17 protein-coding genes and 1 tRNA gene are annotated in these 20,688 nt (G+C 72.4%); 10 read left to right on the forward strand and 8 right to left on the reverse strand.

What is annotated here, in order from left to right; all coding sequences use genetic code 11:
• The first annotated feature begins 12 nt into the window (after positions 1–12).
• The 6 genes from AB0G14_RS23620 (at position 13) to AB0G14_RS23645 (ending at position 8,279) form a co-directional block, all read left to right on the forward strand.
• Positions 13–1,020, forward strand: coding sequence for a Gfo/Idh/MocA family oxidoreductase (locus tag AB0G14_RS23620; RefSeq protein ID WP_357700761.1), 1,008 nt, complete (start codon positions 13–15; stop codon positions 1,018–1,020).
• Positions 1,021–1,035: 15 nt separating this feature from the next.
• Positions 1,036–1,692, forward strand: a complete 657-nt coding sequence (locus tag AB0G14_RS23625) for an SGNH/GDSL hydrolase family protein (RefSeq protein WP_357700763.1) — start codon at positions 1,036–1,038, stop codon at positions 1,690–1,692.
• A 72-nt stretch (positions 1,693–1,764) separates the two neighbouring features.
• Complete coding sequence (locus AB0G14_RS23630; protein WP_357700765.1) at positions 1,765–2,826, forward strand: dihydrodipicolinate synthase family protein; 1,062 nt, start codon at positions 1,765–1,767, stop codon at positions 2,824–2,826.
• On the forward strand, positions 2,823–4,313 hold the full coding sequence (locus AB0G14_RS23635; protein ID WP_357700767.1) for a mannitol dehydrogenase family protein: 1,491 nt from the start codon (positions 2,823–2,825) through the stop codon (positions 4,311–4,313). The genes AB0G14_RS23630 and AB0G14_RS23635 overlap by 4 nt, the downstream gene beginning before the upstream one ends.
• 172 nt (positions 4,314–4,485) lie before the next feature.
• Positions 4,486–5,460: a helix-turn-helix domain-containing protein gene (locus tag AB0G14_RS23640; protein WP_357700769.1), complete on the forward strand. Its 975-nt coding sequence runs from the start codon at positions 4,486–4,488 to the stop codon at positions 5,458–5,460.
• Between the two features lie 158 nt (positions 5,461–5,618).
• Complete coding sequence (locus tag AB0G14_RS23645) at positions 5,619–8,279, forward strand: S8 family serine peptidase (RefSeq protein WP_357700771.1); 2,661 nt, start codon at positions 5,619–5,621, stop codon at positions 8,277–8,279.
• Positions 8,280–8,511: 232 nt separating this feature from the next.
• Here AB0G14_RS23645 and AB0G14_RS23650 read toward each other — a convergent pair whose 3' ends face one another.
• The gene (locus tag AB0G14_RS23650) at positions 8,512–9,099 is read right to left on the reverse strand and encodes a TetR family transcriptional regulator C-terminal domain-containing protein (RefSeq protein ID WP_357700773.1); all 588 of its coding nucleotides are present in this window, start codon (positions 9,097–9,099) and stop codon (positions 8,512–8,514) included.
• Positions 9,100–9,179: 80 nt separating this feature from the next.
• Here AB0G14_RS23650 and AB0G14_RS23655 point away from each other — a divergent pair, with 80 nt between their 5' ends.
• Complete coding sequence (locus AB0G14_RS23655) at positions 9,180–9,638, forward strand: GNAT family N-acetyltransferase (protein WP_357700775.1); 459 nt, start codon at positions 9,180–9,182, stop codon at positions 9,636–9,638.
• Between the two features lie 171 nt (positions 9,639–9,809).
• Here the strand turns inward: AB0G14_RS23655 and AB0G14_RS23660 are convergent, their stop codons facing one another.
• The 7 genes from AB0G14_RS23660 to argS all read right to left on the reverse strand — a co-directional run bounded on the left by AB0G14_RS23660 (position 9,810) and on the right by argS (position 18,321).
• Positions 9,810–10,304, reverse strand: a complete 495-nt coding sequence (locus tag AB0G14_RS23660; RefSeq protein ID WP_357700777.1) for a hypothetical protein — start codon at positions 10,302–10,304, stop codon at positions 9,810–9,812.
• A gap of 113 nt (positions 10,305–10,417) precedes the next feature.
• The gene (locus tag AB0G14_RS23665; protein ID WP_357700779.1) at positions 10,418–11,053 is read right to left on the reverse strand and encodes a hypothetical protein; all 636 of its coding nucleotides are present in this window, start codon (positions 11,051–11,053) and stop codon (positions 10,418–10,420) included.
• Between the two features lie 436 nt (positions 11,054–11,489).
• Positions 11,490–12,239: a hypothetical protein gene (locus tag AB0G14_RS23670; protein ID WP_357700781.1), complete on the reverse strand. Its 750-nt coding sequence runs from the start codon at positions 12,237–12,239 to the stop codon at positions 11,490–11,492.
• Between the two features lie 648 nt (positions 12,240–12,887).
• On the reverse strand, positions 12,888–13,403 hold the full coding sequence (locus tag AB0G14_RS23675) for a sigma factor-like helix-turn-helix DNA-binding protein (RefSeq protein ID WP_357700783.1): 516 nt from the start codon (positions 13,401–13,403) through the stop codon (positions 12,888–12,890).
• A 102-nt stretch (positions 13,404–13,505) separates the two neighbouring features.
• Positions 13,506–15,464: a bifunctional aldolase/short-chain dehydrogenase gene (locus AB0G14_RS23680; protein ID WP_357700785.1), complete on the reverse strand. Its 1,959-nt coding sequence runs from the start codon at positions 15,462–15,464 to the stop codon at positions 13,506–13,508.
• Positions 15,465–15,499: 35 nt separating this feature from the next.
• The gene (gene mtnA, locus AB0G14_RS23685) at positions 15,500–16,513 is read right to left on the reverse strand and encodes an S-methyl-5-thioribose-1-phosphate isomerase (protein ID WP_357700787.1); all 1,014 of its coding nucleotides are present in this window, start codon (positions 16,511–16,513) and stop codon (positions 15,500–15,502) included.
• 89 nt (positions 16,514–16,602) lie between these two features.
• Positions 16,603–18,321: an arginine--tRNA ligase gene (gene argS / locus AB0G14_RS23690; RefSeq protein ID WP_357700789.1), complete on the reverse strand. Its 1,719-nt coding sequence runs from the start codon at positions 18,319–18,321 to the stop codon at positions 16,603–16,605.
• A gap of 322 nt (positions 18,322–18,643) precedes the next feature.
• Between argS and AB0G14_RS23695 the strand changes: the two genes are divergently transcribed.
• The 3 genes from AB0G14_RS23695 to AB0G14_RS23705 form a co-directional block, all read left to right on the forward strand.
• Positions 18,644–20,056: a hypothetical protein gene (locus AB0G14_RS23695; protein WP_357700791.1), complete on the forward strand. Its 1,413-nt coding sequence runs from the start codon at positions 18,644–18,646 to the stop codon at positions 20,054–20,056.
• Between the two features lie 20 nt (positions 20,057–20,076).
• A tRNA-Lys gene (locus AB0G14_RS23700) sits at positions 20,077–20,149 on the forward strand.
• Between the two features lie 216 nt (positions 20,150–20,365).
• A partial coding sequence (locus AB0G14_RS23705) for a hypothetical protein (RefSeq protein WP_357700793.1) occupies positions 20,366–20,688 on the forward strand: 323 nt, incomplete at its 3' end.

The following is a 20,688-nucleotide window of genomic DNA, read 5'->3' on the forward strand; positions in this document are numbered from 1 at the left end:
AAAGGACGGAACATGCCCCCACCCCACGGTCCACTCCGCGTCGGCGTCATCGGGGTCGGCGTCATCGGCAGGGCCCACGTCCAGCGCCTGGTCAGCGGCACCGCCGACGCGACGCTGGTCGCGGTCGCCGACGAGAACACCGGACACGCCGACGCCGTCGCGGCCGAGTTCGGAGTCGACGCCACCCGGTCGGTGCCGGAACTGCTCGCCCGCCCGGACGTCGACGCCGTGGTCGTGGCGATCCCGAGCGGCCTGCACGCGGCCGTCACGGTCGCCGCGCTCGAAGCCGGCAAGCACGTGCTGCTGGAGAAGCCGATCGACGTGACGGTCGAGGCCGCGGATCAGATCCTCGACGCGGAGAAGCGGTCGGGCCGGACCCTGAGCGTCGTGAGCCAACGTCGGTTCGCCGAGGCGAACCAGTTCGTGTTCCGCGCCGTCCGCGACGGTCACCTGGGGCGGATCACGTCCGCCACCTTCGAGGTCGCGCTCTGGCGCAGCCAGGAGTACTACGACGCCGGCGACTGGCGTGGCACCTGGGCCCTCGACGGCGGCGGCGCCCTGATGAACCAGGGTGTGCACCTGGTGGACCTGGCGCTGTGGCTGCTGGGCGAGGTCGACGAGGTGTTCGCGTACACCGACCTGCTCGCCCACGAACGCATCGAGGTCGAGGACACCGTCGCCATCACCGCCCGGCTGCGCAGCGGCGCGCTGCTGACCTTCCTGGCGACCACCGCCGCCTACGACAGCGTCCCGATCCGCTACACGGTCTTCGGTGACGGCGGCTCGGTGGTGGTGGAGGCGGAACAGCTCACCCACTACACCTCGCGGCACGGCGGACAACCACCCGGGCCGGACGGCGTACCGACCGACCAGCAGCTGGCCCAGCTCACCGATTTCATCACCGCGGCCCGCACCGGTGGCCCGCCGCTGGTCACCGCCGCGCAGGCGCGGGCGGCCGTGGCCTTCATCGAGGCGGTCTACCAGTCGGGTCGAACCGGGAAACCGGTACGCATCCACTGACAGAGGGAGCTAAACGTGGACCCGCACCCCGCACTGACCGCCGTCATCGCCCGGCAGACGCCGCTGACCTGGACGTTCATCGGCGACAGCGTGACCGCTGGGACCTGGCACACCTACGGCGCCCGGTCGTACCCCGAGCTGTTCACCGAACGCCTGCGCGAGCTGGGTCGGACCGCGGACGCGTTCGTCAACACCGCCGTGAGCGGCTACACCGTCACCGACCTCGACGAGCGGCTCGAGCGACTCGCCCTGCGCTTCCGACCGGACGTCGTGGTGGTGGGCATCGGACTCAACGACACGAAGCACGGTGAGGCCGGCCTGGCCACGTTCTCGTCCACCTACCGGTCGGTCGTCGAGCGGCTCCGCACCGGGGCGGACAGCCTGGTCGTGGTCCAGACACCGAACGACACCCTGCCGACGGCTCCCGAGCACGTCGTCGAGCACCTCCCCCGCTACGTCGACGCGATCCGGGCCGTCGCCGCCGACACCGCGGCGCCCCTGGTCGACCACTACGCCGGGTGGACCGACACCGACCGCCCAGCGCCCGAGCACTGGTACGCCATGGGGTGCCACCCCGGCCAGCACGGCCACCGGGCCATGGCCCGCACCCTGCTCGGCGCCTTCGGGGCCTGGGATCCCACGAGCCGCTCCGGCCGCCTCACGATTCCCTGACCCACGGACGAAGGCAGGAGCAGCGTGCCGGGCAGACCCACTCGATTCCAGACGCGGAATGAAAAGGTGCCGATGACCACGACGGTGCAGGCCAGGACGACCGACCCGCTGACACTCTTCCGTACCGGCACGGTGATTCCCGCGCACCCCCTGGCGCTGGACGCCCACCTCAAACTCGACGAGCGCCGCCAACGCGCCCTCACCCGCTACTACCTGGAGGCCGGCGCCGGCGGCGTCGCCGTCGCCGTGCACACCACCCAGTTCGCCATCCACGAGCCCCGCCACGGCCTGCTCCGGCCCGTCCTCGAACTGGCCGCCACCACCGCCGCCGAGTACAAGACCCGCGACACCATCCTCGTCGCCGGCGCCTGCGGGCCGACCGGGCACGCCGTCGCCGAGGCGGAGCTGGCCGCCGAACTCGGCTACCACGCGATCCTGCTCGCCCCGTACGGCGCCGGCGACCTCACCGAGGACGAACTGGTCCAGCGGGCGGCGGCGGTGGGCGAGGTGCTGCCGGTGATCGGGTTCTACCTGCAACCGGCCGTCGGCGGCCGGGTTCTGTCCCGGTCGTTCTGGACCAGCCTGGCGGACCTGCCGTCGGTCATCGGCATCAAGGTCGCCCCGTTCGACCGGTACGCGTCGCTCGATGTGATCCTCGGCGTGGCCGCGTCGGGGCGCAGCACCGAAATCGCCCTCTACACCGGCAACGACGACCACATCGTCGGCGACCTGCTGTCCCGCTACCCCGTCGACGGCTCCCGGGAACTCGAGTTCGTCGGTGGGCTGCTCGGTCAGTGGTCGGTGTGGACGCAGCGCGCGGTGCACCTGCACCGGACCGCCCGGCGGGCGAAGGCCGGCGACCCGGACGCCCTACGCGAGGCGTTCGCCACCGAACTCGCCCTCACCGACGCCAACGCCGCCATCTTCGACGTCGCCGGCAGGTTCCACGGCTGCCTCTCCGGCATCCACGAGGTGCTGCGCCGGCAGGGGCTGCTCGCCGGGCTGTGGTGCCTGGACGAGCGGGAATCGCTCAGCCCGGGTCAGCTCGCGGAGATCGACCGGGTGTGGCGGGCGTACCCGCAACTGCGCGACGACGACTTCGTCGCCGAGCACCTCGACCGCTGGCTGTCGTGAGCGCCACGGCGGAGTCGGGGCCGCGGCTGTCGCTGGGCGGTCTCGCCGCTGCGCCGCGGGGGTGCGGTGGCTGGATCGGGCCGGCGGTGGATCCGCGCGCGGTGCGGGTCGGCATGGTGCACCTCGGCATCGGTGCCTTCCACCGGGCACACCAGGCGGCCTTCACCGAGCTGGCGGCGGCCGCCGCCGACCGCGACGACTGGGGAATCACCGCGGTGACGCAACGCTCCGCGGTCGTACGCGACCAGTTGACGGCGCAGGACGGCCTCTACTCGGTGTTGGAGCGCGGGCCGGCAGCCGCGCCCCTGCGGGTGGTCGGCAGCGTCCGGGAGATCCTCGCCGGGCCGCACGATCCGGCGGCGGTCGTCGACCGGCTCGCCGATCCCGCCGTCCGGCTGATCACCCTCACGGTCACCGAGAAGGGCTACCGGCGAGGTGGCGACGGCCGGTTGGACCTGACGGATCCGGAGGTCGTCGCCGACCTGCGGGGCCGCCCGCCCCGTACCGCCGTCGGTCAACTCGTCCGCGGGCTGCGCCGACGGCGGGCACTCGACGCCGGTCCGGTCACGATCCTGTCCTGCGACAACCTGGTCGGCAACGGCAAGGTCCTGCGCCACCTGGTGCACGACTTCCTGGCCGCGCTGCCGTCGGCCGAGGGCCACGCGCTCGCCGACTGGATCGCCGGGGCGGCACGTTTTCCGTCCTGCGTGGTCGACCGGATCGTCCCGGCCACCACCCCCCGGGACCGTGCCGAGGCCGCGACGATCCTGGGCCTGCGCGACGAGGGCCTCGTGGTCACCGAGCCCTTCCAGCAGTGGGTGATCGAGGACGACTTCGCGGCCGACCGACCGGCCTGGGAACTGGCCGGAGCGGTGCTCACCGATGACGTCGCCGCCTGGGAGGCCGTCAAGCTGCGCATGCTCAACGGCACCCACTCCCTGCTGGCCTATCTGGGCGCGCTGCGCGGACAAGAGACGATCGCGCAGGCGCTCGCCGACGACGACCTCGCCGCGGCCGCCGACGCGCTGATGGCCGAGGACGTCGCACCCACGCTGCGCGTCCCGCGGGGACTGGATCTGGACCGGTACCGACGCGAGGTCCTCACCCGCTTCGCCAACCCGGCGCTGCGGCACCGCACCGCCCAGGTGGCCATGGACGGGTCCCAGAAGCTGCCGGTCCGGCTGTTGGACACCGTCCGGGACCGCCTCGCCGCCGGTGTGGTGCCCCGCCATGCCGCGCTGGCGATCGCCGCGTGGATGACGTACGTCGCCGACGCCTGCGACAGGGCGGTGCCGTTGGCGGACCCGTTGGCCGACCGGCTGCGCGCCGCGGTGGCGGCCGGCGGTACCGACCCGCACCGCCTGGTCGGCTCCTTCCTGGACGTCTGGGAGATCTTCGGGGCTGACCTTCGGGACCACGACGGTCTGCGGGCCGCCCTGGTCGACCACGTCGCCCGCCTGCGGTGCGACGCCACCGCTCCGGCATAGCGTTCGGCGACCGTGGCGCCCCTGGCGAGACCAAGGTCAGCCAATTGCTTGACACCGCCCGCCCGCTGTACGAGTCTCCAACCACAGCTCACGACGGGAGTCGGTCGACCCGCCACCGGGGAACAACAGGGGGTTGCCGTGCGCGCACCTACCGTCTGGGTCCTCCGCTGACATGCTCGAGAGCATCGGGATCGGCCCTCACGAGGAGCAGATCTACGCGGAACTCGTCGCCGGGCCGGCCACGGACGAACACGAGTTGGTCGACCGGACCGGGCTGCCCGAACCGGATGTCGAACAGGCCCTCGCCCAGTTGGAGCGCAGGGGTCTGGTGGTGGTGCATCCCGAGCAGCAGCACCGCCTGCACGCCGCGCCGCCGGACATCACCCTGAAGCTGATGGCGCTGCAACGCCTGGACGACCTCCACAAGGCGCAACTGGCCATCGCACAGCTGTCGCAGCGGTATCAGCAGAGCGGCGTACCGGGTGGCTGGACCGAACCGATCGAGGTGGTCGAGGGCGCGACGGCGATCGCCGAACGCTACGGTCAGTTGCAGCGGAACGCCCGCCGGGAGATCCAGTCTCTGGTGGCGGCACCCGTCATCGCAGTGCCGCCCACCGCCAACTCCGGCGAACACGACGCGCTGCGTGCCGGTGTGCGCTACCGGGTCGTCTACGAACGGACGACGCTGGAGGGGGACGGTCAACCGACCCCGCTGCTGCTCGAAGAGTGGGCGGCGCTGGGTGAGGAGATGCGGGTGGCGATCGAGGTGCCCTTCAAGGGAAGCATCTTCGACGGAAAGGTCGTGCTGGTCGTCCTTCGCCACCTCCCGCCCGGCGCGGCGGCGAAGGCAGTGGTCGTCCACACCCCCGCACTGGTCGATGCCCTCTGCTGGGTCTTCCGCAGGGTCTGGGAGTCCGCCGTGCCGGTGCCCACCGCGCTGGCCACGCCCGCGGACGGCCCGCTGGCCCCCGACGACCGACGGCTGCTCTCGTTGCTCCTGGCCGGATACACCGACCAGGCGATCGCCACACAGGTGGGCGTGAGCATGCGAACCATCCAGCGGCGGGTTCAGCGGCTACTGGTACTCGCCGGGGTACAGACCCGGATCCAGCTCGGCTGGCAGGCGGCCCGCCGTCGCTGGATCTAACGCGGAACGGTTGCGACGCCGGCATCCCGGACTGTCTGCCGGGACTCCGCGTCGCATTCCCGCCAATGCACAAAACCGCCAGCTCCGAGGGCTGATCAACACGGCTGTGCCGGTGGCAGGATCCCTCCATCCGTCCCCCTCACAGCACAAGGATGCCAATGCCACGTCACACAACCGGGTACCCGTACCGGCACCGGCGAACCGCGGCGGCCCTCGCCGCCATCGTCGCGGCCGGCGGCCTGTCGATCCTTGCCGCGCCAGCCCAGGCGCAGCCGCCGACCGGTACGGGCGACAAGCTCGGCAGCCACGACCGGGCCCTCATCGCGCAGTACGCCCGCCAACGCCTCCTGCGGAGCACCCCGGCCGGCGCCGACCGGCCGGCCCCCGACTTCGTCACCCTGATGATCGCCGTCCGGGACGGCCGAACCGAACAGGCCGAGCGGGAGCTGGTCGCGCTCGGCGCCGACGTCACGAGGACGGAGTCCCGGGTCGGCTACCTCAAGGCCAACGTGTCGTTCGACGACGTCGAAAAGGTCGTCGCCCTCGACGACGTCGTCAGGGTGGACGTCGACGAACTGCTCAAGCTGGAAGAGACCCGTCCGGACCTGGGGGTCACCGCCACGACGGTCGCCGCCGCCGATTCCGGGGCCAAGCCGTCGGCGCCCTCCGCGACGACCCCGGCCGACAACGCCTACCTGCCGACCAACGAGACGAAGTCGGTCGACTTCAAGGCCACGCATCCCACGTACGACGGTCGCGGCGTGACCATCGGCGTCATGGACACCGGGATCGACCCGACGCATCCGGCCCTCACGACCACCACGACCGGCGAACACAAGCTCGTCGACACGGTCGTCGCCACCTCCCAGAGGAACTTCATCGACCTGCTGTTCGACCCCACCTGGTACAGCATGACGCCGGGGAACCGGGTCACCGGTCCGACGTTCACCGATCCCCTGCTCAGGCAGACGTGGACCGGCCCCGCCGACGATGACCTGCACATCTCGGTCAAGAAGATCTCGATCTCCAGCCTGGCCGGCACCTACGTGGGCGTGCTCTACCGGGAGTCCGACCAGGCGGTGTGGGTCGACACCGACCAGGACCGTGACTTCACCGACGAGGAGCTGATGCGGCCGTTCAAGGCCAACCGCCAGATCGGCTACCTGGGCACCGACGACCCGGCGACCAAGGTCAACGAGCGGGTTCCCTTCACCGTCGACCTCGAGCTGGACATCTCGTCCAACGGGACCGACGCGGTGAACATCAACACGCTCAACGAGGGCCACGGCACCCACGTCGCCGGCATCGCCGCCGCCAACGGCATGTTCGGCGGCGCCATGGACGGCCAGGCTCCCGGTGCCACGCTGGTGTCCATGCGGGCGTGCCACTCCCTCGGCTGCTCCACCGCCGCCCTCACCGACGGCATGATCGAGCTGGCCACGACCCACGGCGTGGATGTCGTCAACATGTCCATCGGCTCCAGTCCGGCCCTCAACGACGGCCAGAGCGCGCAAGCCCTGCTCTACAACCGGCTGATCGACGAGACCGGTGTGCAGATGTTCATCTCGGCCGGGAACTCGGGTGCGGGCGCCAACACCGTCGGCGACCCGACCGGCGCCGACAAGGTGGTCAGCGTCGGGGCGTCGGTCTCTCGGGACACCTGGTGGGTCAACTACGGCTCGAAGGTCGCGGTCGACCACGACATCATGCCGTTCTCCTCGCGGGGTCCGCGCGAGGACGGCGGCTTCAAGCCCGACATCACCGCTCCCGGCTCCGCCGTCGCTCCGACACCGGACTGGATCCCCAGCGCGTCGGTCGCCGAGACCGGCTACACCCTGCCACCGGGCTACTCGATGATGAACGGCACCTCGATGGCGTCCCCGCAGGCCGCCGGTGCCGCCGCGCTGCTGCTCTCCGCCGCCCGGCAGTCGGGGGTCGGCGTGACCTCGGCCGAGCTTCGCAAGGCGATCTACTCCTCGGCCGACTTCCACCGGAACGTGGACGTCATCGCACAGGGCCGCGGCCAGATGAACGTCAAGGAGGCCTGGAGGTACCTGCGAAAGGACGACAGGGGTGTCGCCAGCGACGACGTGACTGTCTCCGCCCCGGTCTGCACCGTGCTGTCCGGCCAGTTGCGGACGCCACACCGCGGCAGCGGCCTGTTCAACGACTGCGCGCCGGGCAGCGGCGGCCAGCGCGTCGGCGAGTCCCGCGACTACGCGGTCACCCTGACCCGGACCAGTGGCCCTGCCGGCCCGGTGGAGTACCAGCTGCGGCTCGTCGGCGACGACGGCACCTTCGCCACGCCGAAGACCGTCGCCCTGACGAAGGACGTCCCCGCCACGATCCAGGTGACCGCTACTCCGCGCACCCAGGGCACCCACGGCGCCATGCTGGTCGTCGACAGCGCCCGGACCAAGGCCGTCGAGCAGCACGCCATGCTCGTGATCGAGGCCGCCGCGCCGCTCACGGTCGGTACGACCTGGTCGGCCGACGGAACGGTGTCCCGTAACGGCACCGTCCACTACTCGGTGGCGGTTCCCGCCGGCACCAAGTCCATGACGGTCGACCTGTCCCGCCTCGCCGAGGGCAGCCAGACCCGCTGGTGGGCGTTCAGCCCGCAGGGAGTCAACGGCGAGGACTCGGCCGCCGGCACGATCTACTGCTACGCGAACTACCTCGACGGCAACGGATGCGACCCGCTGCGCCGCACCTACGTCGACCCTGAGCCCGGGGTATGGGAGTTCGTGGTCGAGTCCCGGCGCACCAGCCCGCTGGGCAGCAACCCGTTCCACCTGGAGGCGTCCATCGTCCAGTGACGACGGTGGACCGGACCGACCGGCTGGAGCCTGGCTCCAGCCGGTCGGTTCCCTCGTCGGCTGGCCGTTGACCGATCAGGCGGGATCGTGCCCCGGCACGGCCACCCCGGGACGGCGAGCTCGCCGCCCCGGGCCCGCACGTCCTGTCAGCAGTAGCTCGAGCCACCTGGATGCGCCACGGGGCTGGTCCGGCACCGACCGATGAGGCCGGGGTGCCGTGCGGTGGTGATCGTCATTCGGCACGGATCTGCCGCAGCGCGGCCTCGATGGCTTCCTGCTGTGCGGCGGCGGAGTACGTGTCCGGGTCGACGGCCGCCAGGGCGTTGAGCCCTTCCACGAGCGAGACCAGGGCCTTGGCGCTTCCCACGGTCTGGTCCTCGCTCCAGCCGGGACGGCAGGCGGCCAGGAGGTGCTGGATCCGGCGCAGGAACGCGCGGTTGTGGGCCTGGTGCAACCTGGCGAGTTCGGGGTCGGCGAGCGCGGCGGCCAGGAAGCCCACCCACACCCGGGCCTCCTCGCGTTTGTCGTCGCTGCCGGACGCCGCCTGCATCAGCACGGCACGCAGCGCGTCCAGGGGTTCGAGGCCGGATGCCTGGGCCGCGTCGGCGCGTGCCGCGGTGCGTTCGTGCAGCAGGGTTCGGGCGTGGACGAGCAGGGCCTGCTTGTCGGGGAACGTGTGCAGCACCAGCCCCGTGCTGCATCCGGCACGCTCGGCCACCGCACGAAGGGTCAACCCCGCCAGCCCGTGTTCGGCGAGCACGGACCAGGTGGCGGTCGACAACCGTTCCTGGTGACCCTCAAGATCACGTCGTCTGGCCATCCCCGCTCCTTCGCCGCCGCCCGCCGATAGCGTAGCATCCGTTACCGGAACGCTTGTTATGGATCGTGGAGGGTGTGGGTGTGCGCGTCACGGTGAAGTCGGAGTCATGGGACGGCGTCGACGGGGTGCGGCTGCGCGCCGCGCAACGCGCCGAGCTGGATGCCCGGTACGGCAACGACGACCACGAGCCGGGGGTCCCACCCACCGCTCACGACGTGGGCGTGTTCCTCGTCGCCCGCGACGCGCACGGCGCGGCGGTGGGATGCGGCGGGCTGCGGCTGCTGGGCCCGGACTCGGCGGAGATCAAGCGGATGTACGTCGAGCCGGCGGTCCGCGGCACGGGGGTGGCGGTGGCGATCCTGCGCGCCCTGGAGCACGAGGCGCGCCGCCGTGGCATGACGAAGCTGCTGCTGGAGACCGGCACAGCCCAGCCGGACGCGATGCGCTTCTACGAGCGGGAGGGCTACCACCGCATCGACAACTTCGGCCCGTACGCAGGTGAGCCGCTGTCGGTCTGCTACGCCCGCGAGCTTCGGTGACCACCGCGACAGTCAGCCGTTCGCTGCCGGCGAGGGTGGCAGGCCGCGAGCCCGGTGCTGCGTCCGACCGACCCCGTCGCGCGGGCGTCGACGGTGTCGACCATGGGCTCGGCGCGCCCCGCTCGTCGTCACCGCCACCGCGGTCGAGCACGGGGACGGTGGGATGGGTCATCACGATTCTTCGAGAAATGGCACCTGGCACTCGCTCCAGTCGGGCGAGCCGTGCTGCCAACCAGTTGGCCGTCTTCTCACCTGAAGCGGGATGATCGGCCCCCCGTCGGCGAGAGCCGCGTACAGGCCGGGCTGTCCGGTGAGCAGGTGGCACTCGTTGTCGACGGCGGCGAGCAGAGCGCTCGCGGCGTCGAAGCGCCCCAGCATGAGGTGAGTCATGGCGCACGCCCGCCAGTTGAGGGGGTCGACCGTCAGCACCGCGGCGGCCGGGTGGTTGACGACCATGTCGAGACGGTCCGCGTCGGCCAGCCGAAACGCCTCGGCAAGGCACGCCACCGGCAGCCCGAACATGCACCCCTCGTCGGCCACCTCGGCGATCACCTCGCCCACGTCGATCGACTCCTCGGCGAACGCGAGGATCGCCGAGGCGTCGAGGATCACCCGGATCGGGAGGTCGTTCAGACGGCGCGTACGAGAAATTTGGTCTGCCGGCACCTCAGCGCCCCACTCCAAGCGATCCTGTCGTAGTTGGTGTCGACACCGGATTGATCCCTCCTGAGGTGCAGGCGAGCGGAAGGCGGACAGGCACGGCGGTGCGTGGGGAGGGGTCAGCGGCCGACAGCTCCGCGTCGGGTGAGCGGTGACGGCGTCCTGTCCGCTCCTGGGCTGCGCCACATCGGGTAGGCGGTGCTCCCGTCGGGGAGCGTGAAGGGCTCATGGGCGACATAGCCGTGCCGGGTGTAGAGGTCACGCTCGTTGAGGGTGGTCGCCTCGGTGTAGGCGGGCAGCGAGGCGTGGTCCATCCGGGCGTGGCTCGTGGTGAGCAGGGCGCCGGCGCGGTTGGCGCCTCGCCGGTCCGGCGTGGCAGCGAAGAACGCCAGGTGGTTGTGGGGGCCGGTGGGCCGATGGGCGGCCAGGACGCCGTCGAGGCAGAGGAAACGATCGAGGTGGTCGCCGCAGGCGACGGCGAGCCGCTCGCCGTATCCGGTCGGTGGCGGGATCCGGCCGTACCGGTGGAACCAGACCGCGGCGGCGGAGTGGTCGTCGAGGAGGTATGCCTCGCCGAAGAGGAGCGCGTGCTCGGTCCAGATCCGGGTGACGGCGCGGAGCACGTCGTGCCTACGGCACTCGTCGGGTACGAGCCATGCCCCGACGGCGCTGGTGGCGAGGGCATCGGCGACGAGGTGCACGACCTCGCCGATGTCGCACCACCGGGCACGTCCGAGCGGCAGGGTTTCCTTCACAGCTTCTCCTCTTCGCAGGTACGGCTGCTCGACAGACGAAGTAGCCGCGGGGCAGATGGACTTGGTCGATCAGGCCGACAACGGCGCCGGGAGTCCAGGCAGCTCGATCAGGACGGGAGGCGCCGCGTCGAGGCAGGGCAGCGCTCCCGGCCCGGACGCGAGCCCACGGCCCTCGTCGTGCGGGCACGGCATCTGGTCGTTCGCCCGCCCCGAGTCCGGTGGCCACAGCGGCGACCCGTCAGCGGACCGTCCAGGCGATCGTGGTGATGCCGGCGCCGCCAGCGGTACGGATCGTCATCGCGACAGCGACCACCACTGCACGAAGGGTTGCCGACATGCGAGCCGCTACCCGTACGCCGTCCCTTGAGGTTTGTTGCGCCTCCGATGACTTCCGCTGGTGACGGCGACGATGCGTCCGAGGGCCGGGCGGGAGGGCTCAGGCGGGTCGGGTATCGGGCTGGCGCGGCCGGTCCGCGAGTTCCTCGCAGCTGGTCGCGCACCAGCCCTGGGACTCCCGGTCCGGGGTCCACGAACCCAGCGAGGTGTCGACGGCGGCGGTCCACCCGCCGGCGGAGCTGGTGCCGGCCGAGTTGCCGGACGCGGCCGGCGTGACACCGGGAGTGTGGGCCGGCGGGGACTGCCGCATCGGGTGGTTCGCCTCGGTTGCGCCGGCGCCCGGCGCACCGGCGGACGTCGACTCCCCCGGCGTCGCGGGTGACGTGGTTGCCATGCTGCCCGGGATGCGTGGCGTGACGCCGCGATTCATCGGCGGCACGGGCAGCGGGCCCTCGTCGGTGGCGGGCGCCGTGACGGCCGGCACGTCTTCGGCCGGCGCAGGCCCGACGTCCGCCGGATCGCCGGCCGGAGGCGGGGGCGCAGCGGGTGGGCCGATGATCGGCCGGGTCAGCTCGATCACCGGCGCCAGGTCGGGTGCCAGGGCCTCGACGACCGGCTCGACCACCGGACGAACGACCGCGCCGACCGGCTCGGCCAGCGGACGAACGACGGCGCCGACCGGCTCGACCACCGGACGGAGGACCGCGCCGACCGGCTCCAGCAGGCCGGCCTCGGCGGCCTCCCGCACGACGGGCGGGGCATCGCCCACGACCCGACGCGTCACCGGTTCGGCCACCTCGGCGACTGAGTCCACTCCGTCGGACGGGATCGCGTCCACCGCCCGGCGCATTGGTGCCCGCACCTTCGCGAGCCGCACACCACTGGGCACCCGTACGGAGATCCCCACCTCCGGGTGTGCCGGCGGCGCGATCCTGCCGGTCTGCGACGTCGTGCCCGGCCTCCAGCTCGCCCATCGCGGCTTCCCCGGCCCCGCCGGGCCGACGCCCACACCGGCGACGGCCGGGGATCCACGGTCGGCGGACGACGAAGCCGCGCAGGACAGCGATCCGTCCACGACGGCCCCGGCGCCGTCCAGCAGGTCGCCCAACGTACACAGGCGAGGCGATCCGACAGCGTAGGCAGGCTCTTCCGCTGCCGCCTCGGCCACGCCCCAGGCTCCGAGGACGCCACCGACCACCAGCGCCCCACGCAGCATCGTCCGGGCGAATCGGCCGCGAACCCGCACCACACGCACCTCCGGGGACTGCTCTTCCCGACGACGCCGATTGTGCCAACAGTGAACGCATCGACACGCTCCGACACGCGAACGGACGACACCCGCCTTCGAGGCGACGTCCCGGCCCGGCCGAGGCGGGCCTGCTCGCGGCGGCGAATCCATTGGGGCGTCGAACGCCACCAGCGGTACGGCGAGCCCGAACAGGGCCCGACCCCTCCGACCGCGCCCAACCGGTGAAGAGAGGCGCGGGCTCCGGCCGTCCTACACCGGCTGGCGCCCGCGCCTCTCAATCCCCTCGCCGCGTGACACATACGTGTCAAACAACCCGCCAGGAGTCTGCCATAAGGATGACGCCGCCGCCACCGAACAGTCAATCCCAGGTAATCCGAACGGATGAGGTCGGACCTCGTTGGACGACGTCCGGCGCGAGCACGTCCAGCAGCCCTGCACGTCGCCACCGCGCACGGTCGCCACGAACGCCTCCACGACGGCCTCCTGCCCGGCCCGGCTCACCCGCACCCGCGGCCGGTCGCGCGGCCACTGCTCCCGGGCGCGGTGTGCGAACTGCCGCACCGCCGCCGGCGTCCTGCCGACCGCCTCCGCGATCTCGTCGTACGGCGGCTCGAACACCTCGCGCAGCACGAACACCGCCCGCCCGGTGGGGCCCAGGGTCTCCCGCACGGTCAGCATCGCGAACGAGACGCTCTCGGCGAACTCGACGTCGGGGCCCGATCTGTGGCAGCACGGCGGATTCCCGCTCGACGGGACCTTCGTCACACCCCGGTCACCAGAGCCCGCACCGAAGCCACGCACACCGCGCCCGAGCAGGCCAGGTCACCGAGCGGACCTGATGCCGCCGCGGGCCGAGGCGTCAGCGCCTCAGATCACCCGCTCGTTCCCCCCGTCCACGGTGATCTGCGCGCCCGTGGTGGCCGCGAACGTCTCCCCGCAGAGCGTGGCGGCCAGGTCGCCGACCCGGGCGCTGGTGATCTCCGTACGGAGCAGGTTCCGGCGCGTGTACTCCGCCACGGTCAACCCGTAGCGCCGGGCCCGAGCCTCCAGCAACTCCGCACTCCACAGCCCGGTGTCGAAGACCGCGTCGGGATGCAGCACGTTCACCCGGATGCCGTCGGTCGCCCACTCCAGCGCCGCCACCCGGGCCACCTGCGTCACCGCCGCCTTCGATGCGGAGTAGGCGACGGCGCCGGGCCCGGGGGCCAGGGCGTTGCGCGAGGCGACCACGACGACCCGCCCGCCCCGGGGCGCGAGCGCCAGCAGCGGGTGGGTCCGGGAGAACAGGTACGCGACCGACTCCGCGTTGACCGCCATCGTGCGTTGCCAGTCGGCCGGGTCCAGCCCGGCGATCTCCCGGCTGGCCGGGAAGATCCCGGCGGCCGCGACGACGATGTCGACTCCGCCGAACCGGTCCACCGCCGTGTCGAGGGCGGCTTCGACGGCCGCGGAGTCGGTGACGTCGACGGTCAGGCCGAGCCGGGCCGGGCCGTCCGACGCGGCGACCGACGGGTCCCGGTCCAGGCCCACCACGCACGCCCCCCGGGCCAGGAGCGCCTCGGCGCAGGCCCGGCCGATGCCCGAGGCAGCCCCGGTCACCACGGCCACCTCGCCGGCGAACTCCGGCACCGGGCCGCCCCGCCGCAGCTTCGCCTGCTCCAGCTCCCAGTACTCGAGGTCGAAGATGTCCTGCGCCGACAGGGCCTGGTAGCCGCCGACGGCCTCGGCCGCCTCGATCACGTCGACGGTGTGCCGGTAGATGTCTTGGGCCATCATGGTCTCGGCCGCCCGGCGGCCGGCGGTGAGCATCCCCAGCTCCGGATCGAGGATTACCCGGGGCGCGGGGTCGAGCGTGGTCAGCGCCGTCCGGGCCCGGGAGCGATTCTGCTCGACGTACCGGCGGTAGTCGTCGGCGTAACCGGCCACGTCGGTGCCGACCAGCGGGATCCGCTTGGTGCGCAGCACGTGGTCCGGGGTGACCGGGCCGCGGGTGGCGACCGCCGCCAGGTCGGGCCGGTCGAGGAACGCCCGCACGGCCGGGTCCTCGTAGCGGCTGAGCAGCATCGGGGCGCCCGCCGCGGTGGAGACCTCGTGACGCAGCCGGGCCAGGCGCAGCCGGTCGACCGGACGGGGCGTGGCGGGCGCGACCCGGGGCCGCGGCAGGGCCATCCGTTCCTCCGCCAGGGTGACCAGCTCGATGTGCCGGCGGTACGCCTCCTCGGCGTCCGCGCCGAAGGTGAACAGCCCGTGGTTGAGCAGGACCACGCCGACCGTGCCGGCGTGGGCGCGCGCCGGGTACAGCTCCGCGCAGAGCCGGGCCAGGTCGAAACCGGGCATGACGTACGGGACCACGACGACGCTGTCGCCGTAGACCTCCTCGACCAGCCGGTCACCCTTCGGCTGGTTGGTCAGGGCGAGCAGCGCGTCGGCGTGGCTGTGCAGCACGGCCGGGTACGGCAGCAGCGCGTGCAGCAGCGTCTCGACGCTCGGGTCCGGCGCGGTCGCGTCGAGGCGGGCGCAGCGCAGCTCGTTCATCATGTCGCTGTCGGCGAGCCGCTCCAGCCGCAGCAGCGCCCGCAGCCGGTCCAGCCGCAGCGCGGTGAAGCCGGACGCGTCCATGGTCGCCAGGTCGGAGCCGCTGCCCTTGACGTGGAGCACCTCCACCGGCTCCCCGGTGAGGTCGGCGACCGTCGTCTTGACCGAGGTGTTCCCCCCGCCGTGCAGCACCAGGTCGGTGTCGGCACCGAGCAGCCGGGACGCGTACACGAGTCGCGCGATCGGATCGGAGGCGTCCGGGGCGTCGGCGGCGGACCAGCGGTCGAGCATGGGGGGCGGCTCCTCGCGGGAGGGGTCGGGGTTGGTCAGGCCCGGGCGGTGGGGTCGTCGGGGCGGCCGCCGGCGGCCGGCAGGATGACCCGACGCTCGGTGACGATGGCGGTGACCAGGTCCGCCGGGGTCACGTCGAAGGCGTAGTTGAGCGTACCGGTGCCCTTCGGCGCCAGGTCCGCCGCACCGAGGGCGGTGATCTCCTCGGGGGCGCGTACCTCGATGTGGACGTCCCGGCCGGTCGGGGTGGCCAGGTCGACGGTCGACTCCGGGGCGGCGACCACCATCGGCACCCCGGCGCGGGCCGCCGCCAGGGCCAGCGGGTAGGTGCCCACCTTGTTGATCACGTCGCCGTTGGCGGTGATCCGGTCCGCGCCGACCACGACCGCGTCGACCAGGCCCTGGGCCAGCACCGACGCGGCGGCCGAGTCCACCACCAGGGTGTGCGGCGCGCCGATCTGGGCCAGCTCCCAGACGGTCAGTCGCGCGCCCTGCAGCAGCGGGCGGGTCTCCGAGGCGTACACGTGGGTCAGCGCCCCGTGCTCCTGGAGGGAACGGACCACGCCCAGCGCGGTGCCCCACTCGACGGTGGCCAGGGCCCCGGCGTTGCAGTGGGTCTGCACCGCCACCTGCGGCCCCACCGTCTCGACCAGCCAGCGGGCACCCCGCTCGCTGAGCGCACGACAGCAGCGGACGTCCTCCTCCAGCACGGTCAGGGCCTCGGCGAGGGCCGCCTCCGCGCCCTCGGCCTCGAGCCGGATGCGGACCCGGTCGACGCCCCAGGCGAGGTTCACGGCGGTGGGGCGGGCGGCCCGGATCGCGTCGACGGCCCGTCGCAGCTCCGCCGGGTCGTCGGGATACAGCCGGGCGGCGAGGGCCACGCCGAGCGCCCCGGCGACACCGATCGCGGGTGCGCCCCGGATCGCCAACGACCGGATCGCCGCGATCAACTCCTCGACGGTCCCGATCTCCAGGAACTTGACCTCGTGCGGCAGCCGGGTCTGGTCGATCGCGATGATCAGACCGTCCCGCCAGTCGATGGTCCGCATCCACACCCCTCACTGTCCGGAGCCCATAACCTACGGTGGCCACCCGCTCCCCCGCTACCTCGCTGCTGGTCCGTGACCACGCCGTGGGGTCACATCCGTTCGAGGGTTCGGATGCCGAGCAGGTGCAGCCCCTGCCGCAGGGTCCGGGCGGTCAGGTCGGCCAACAGCAGCCGGCTCTGCCGCAGCTCGTCGGGGGCGCGCAACACCGGGCAGCGTTCGTAGAACGCGCTGAACGCGGTGGCGAGCCGGTGCAGGTGGCTGGCGAGGTGGTGGAACTCCAGGCTCCGCTCCACCTTGCCGACGACCCCAGCGAAGCCGAGCAGCTCGATCGCCAACGCCCGCTCCGACGGCTCGGCGAGCACGACTGGCGCGCCGGGCCGCGGGGCCGTCCCGGCCCGCCGGAACACCGACCGGATGCGGGAGTGCGCGTACTGGAGGTAGGGCGCGGTGTTGCCGTCGAGCGACAGCATCCGCTCCCAGTCCAGGACGTAGTCCCTCCTGCGGTCGGTGGACAAGTCGGCGTACTTGATCGCGCCGATGCCGACGGCCCGGCCGATCTCGGCGGCGGCCGCGGCGTCCAGGTCGGGGTTCTTGGCCCGGGCCAGGTCGGTGGCGCGAGCCACCGCCTCTTCGAGCAGGCCGACCAACTTCACCGACTCGCCCGTCCGGCTGCGCAGCATCCGCCCGTCGGCGCCGAGGATCGAGCCGAAGCCGAGATGCTCGGCCCGGGCGGGCGGGCGCAGCCAACCGGCCGCCCCGGCGACGGCGAAGACCATCGCGAAGTGCTGCTGCTGGGGCAGCCCGACGACGTACAGCAACCGGGTCGCGGCCAGCTCCCCGGTGCGCTGCCGCAGCGCGGCCAGGTCGGTGGCCGGGTAGCCATAGCCGCCGTCGCTCTTGCGCACGATCAGCGGCAGTGGCTCACCGTCCCGGCCGGTGAACCCGGACGGAAAGGCGCAGTCCGCCCCGCCACTGGGCACCAGCAGCCCCAGCCGGTCCAGGTCGTCGACGACGTCGGCGAGCAGCTCGTTGTACGCGCTCTCGCCCCGGAAGTCGTTCTCGGTCAGCGTCACGTCGAGCAGGTCGTACACGGACAGGAAGTACCGCTCCGACTGCTCCACCAGCAGTCGCCACAGGCGCCGGGTCGACTCGTCGCCGCCCTGCAACGCGACCACCCGCCGCCGGGACCGTTCGCGGAACGCCTCGTCGGCGTCGAACTTCGCCCGGGCCGCCTTGTAGAACGAGTCCAGGTCCCCCACCGACAACCCGTGCGCGGCCTCGACCTCGCCGAGGTCGGTCAGGTGCTCGATCAGCATCCCGAACGGCGTGCCCCAGTCGCCCAGGTGGTTGACCCGCACCACGCGGTGCCCGAGCCAGCCCAGCAGCCGTACCGCCGCGTCGCCGATGACGGTGGACCGCAGGTGTCCGACGTGCATCTCCTTGGCCACGTTCGGCGCCGAGTAGTCGACCACCACGGTCTCCGGCGCCGCCGCCGGCGGCACGCCGAGCCGGTCGTCGCCGGCCAGCCGGGAAACCAGGTCGGCCAGCGCCCGGTCGGCCACGGTCAGGTTGAGGAAGCCCGGCCCGGAGACCTCCGCCGACGCGCAGACGTCGTCGAGCGCCGCGTGCTCCAGCACCTCGGCGGCGAGGTCGCGCGGCGAGCGGCCGAGCCGCCGGGCCAGCGCCAGCGCCGCGTCGGACTGGAAGTCCGCGCGCAGCGAACGCCGCACCGTCGGGTCGACCGCGGTGCCGGCCACAGTCGCGAACGCCGGTGCCAGCCGGTCGGAGAGCAGCCTTTCAAGATCCATTGGTACGCCGATCTCGCTCGGACCCGCGCTGTCACGCGGGCCGTTGGACGGGGAGATGCGGGCAGACCGAGGACGATCGGCGATGGCCGGCGGCTCGATCCGCCGGTCGCCGGGAACAGGTCAGCGCGGGCGGGCGACGGATCGCCGGCGTCGCTCCGCACCGACCTGGACGTCATACGACGTTCCGGTGCACTGAGCGGTCGCGCTGGTCATGCACGCAGCGTAGCGGGCCGGCCGGGTCGGGGACACCCCGATTCCGCCAGCTTCGGCGGTCGTACGAATGCGATTGCCGCACGTGTCGGCCGCTGCCAGGATCGCGGCCATGTCTGTTGCCGAGATGTCCGCTGACGAAGCGCTGGCCGCGCTGCACGGGTCGCTGGACGAGCGGCGCCGGCCGGAGGAGGTCGCGCTTCTGGTGTGGCGGGCCGTCGGCAGCCGGCTGGGACCGCGCGAGCGGATGGTGTTGGGCCGGGTGGCCCGGGCCGCGTCCCGGTGGAACGGCTGGAGTTCGATGTCGGCCGACTTCGCCCGTCCCGTTGGCGGCGGACGACAGGTCGACGCCGCACTGCGGCTGTTCGAACTGCCTGGTGTCGATGTCGACGCGGACGACCCGGCCTCGCTGCTGGACTTCAGCGTCCAGCTCAGCGACTCCCTCGGCGCCATCGATGCGCGGAGGTTGGACTTCCTGCGGGACCGGTTGAACCGGGAGGCGCGGGCCTCGGCGGGGATCGAGATCTCGAAGCGGCAGTACAACCGGCGTTTCCGGGTGACCCAGCGGGTGGCGGCGAAGGCAGGGCGGCTGGAGACGGAGTGGAGCAAGCGGCAGCTGACGATGATCGCGCGTGCCGGGTTCGCGGCGGACATCGACCGGGACGCGTTCGTCGCCGACCCCTGGGCGGGATGCTTCGTCGCCTACCTCACGGCAAAGCGCAAGCTGCGGCGGGAGTTCACCCTGTCCGGCCGGGAGAACCCCTACGACGAGATCGCTGATCTGCTGTTCCGCCGCTGCGTCGACAGTCCGGGCACCGACTGGTGGATGGTCGCGCAGGTCTGGCCGAGCCCGGAGGTGCTCGCGCGGCTGTCCGAGGCGCGGCGGGGTGAGCTGCTGGGCCGGTGGTGGGCGACGATGCGGCAGGTCGCGGGTCTACTCAAGCGGGTGTGGGCGGCCAGCGAGTTCGACCGCGCCACCATGATCGTCCGTCGGGGCAACGACTCGTCCACGTGGAATCTGCTGTGCGGCGCCTACAACACCGCCCGCGCGGCCTGGATCAACACGCTGGAAGCGTCGGGCAGCATCGGCTTGCTGGAGGTGTCCTGCCCTGGCAAGGCGATGATGCTGATCGCCGCCGACCTCGCCGCGTGGCACCGCTCCACCGGCGGCGGACCGCACCCCGACGTGGGCGTGTGGACGCGGCTGCCGCTGCCCTGGGACGTCCTCGACGGGGCGGCAGCCTGCACCCGCCGGGACGTGGAAGCGGCGTGCGCGGACGCCGGTGTCGACCCCGCCAGATCAGGCTGGGTGGGGCCGCGGTCGGTGGGCGACATCGGCGTGTTCCGGCCGACGCCGGAACTGGTGCACGGCGTGTCGGTCGCCGACCCGGTCTGGGCATCCGTGCTGCGCTCCGACGGCGTGTTCTCCGGCAAGCCGGCCAAGGCCGGCCGGGAACAGCGCCAGGTACCCGCTGGCGTCGTGACCAGCGCGTTGCCGGAACGCGGTGGACAGGGCCCGCAGTGATCGGAGAACATCGTCGGCGGCCCGTCGTAGCTCAGTGGTAGAGCGCCCGGCTCTTAACCGGGTGGACGCTGGTTCGAGCCCAGCCGACCGGGACGTGCGGAGATCCGTGGTAGCTCAGTGGTAGAGCAGCCGGCTAGTGCGGTGGCCACAAACGTTCACCGGGTTCGTCGGCGGTAAAAATTGTCGTACCGGTGGTGTTGGGTCCTGGTTGTGCCTCGTCGTCGGGATCCCGCTGCGCCGCGGGTGGTGTATCGCACCGCTCGTGTCGCGCTACGGGTGACTTCGGGGCAGCGGCGGCGGTGTTTCGGGTTGTTGCGTTCGGCCGGTGACGTGTGGGCATGCGTGCTGGAGGTCAACACGTGGCGGCGCCGCCGACAGGACACGCCCCTGGCGGGCTACCAGGAGTTGTGTCGCGAGTTGGCGACGTCGGGTCCGGGCACGTTCGCCGAGTTGGACTCGACCGGGGCGCGGTCGGTGTTGCGCCGGTTCTCCGACGCGTGGTTCGCGGCGGCGAAACGCCGCCAGGCCGGCGACCTGTCGGCACGTTCTCCCAGGCGGCGGCGGGCGTTGATGCCGGTGCGCTGGTACCACGGCACGTTCACCCTCGACGACCGGCGGGTGCGTATCCCCAC

The organism is Micromonospora sp. NPDC023814 (assembly GCF_040639595.1).
GTDB lineage: Bacteria > Actinomycetota > Actinomycetes > Mycobacteriales > Micromonosporaceae > Micromonospora.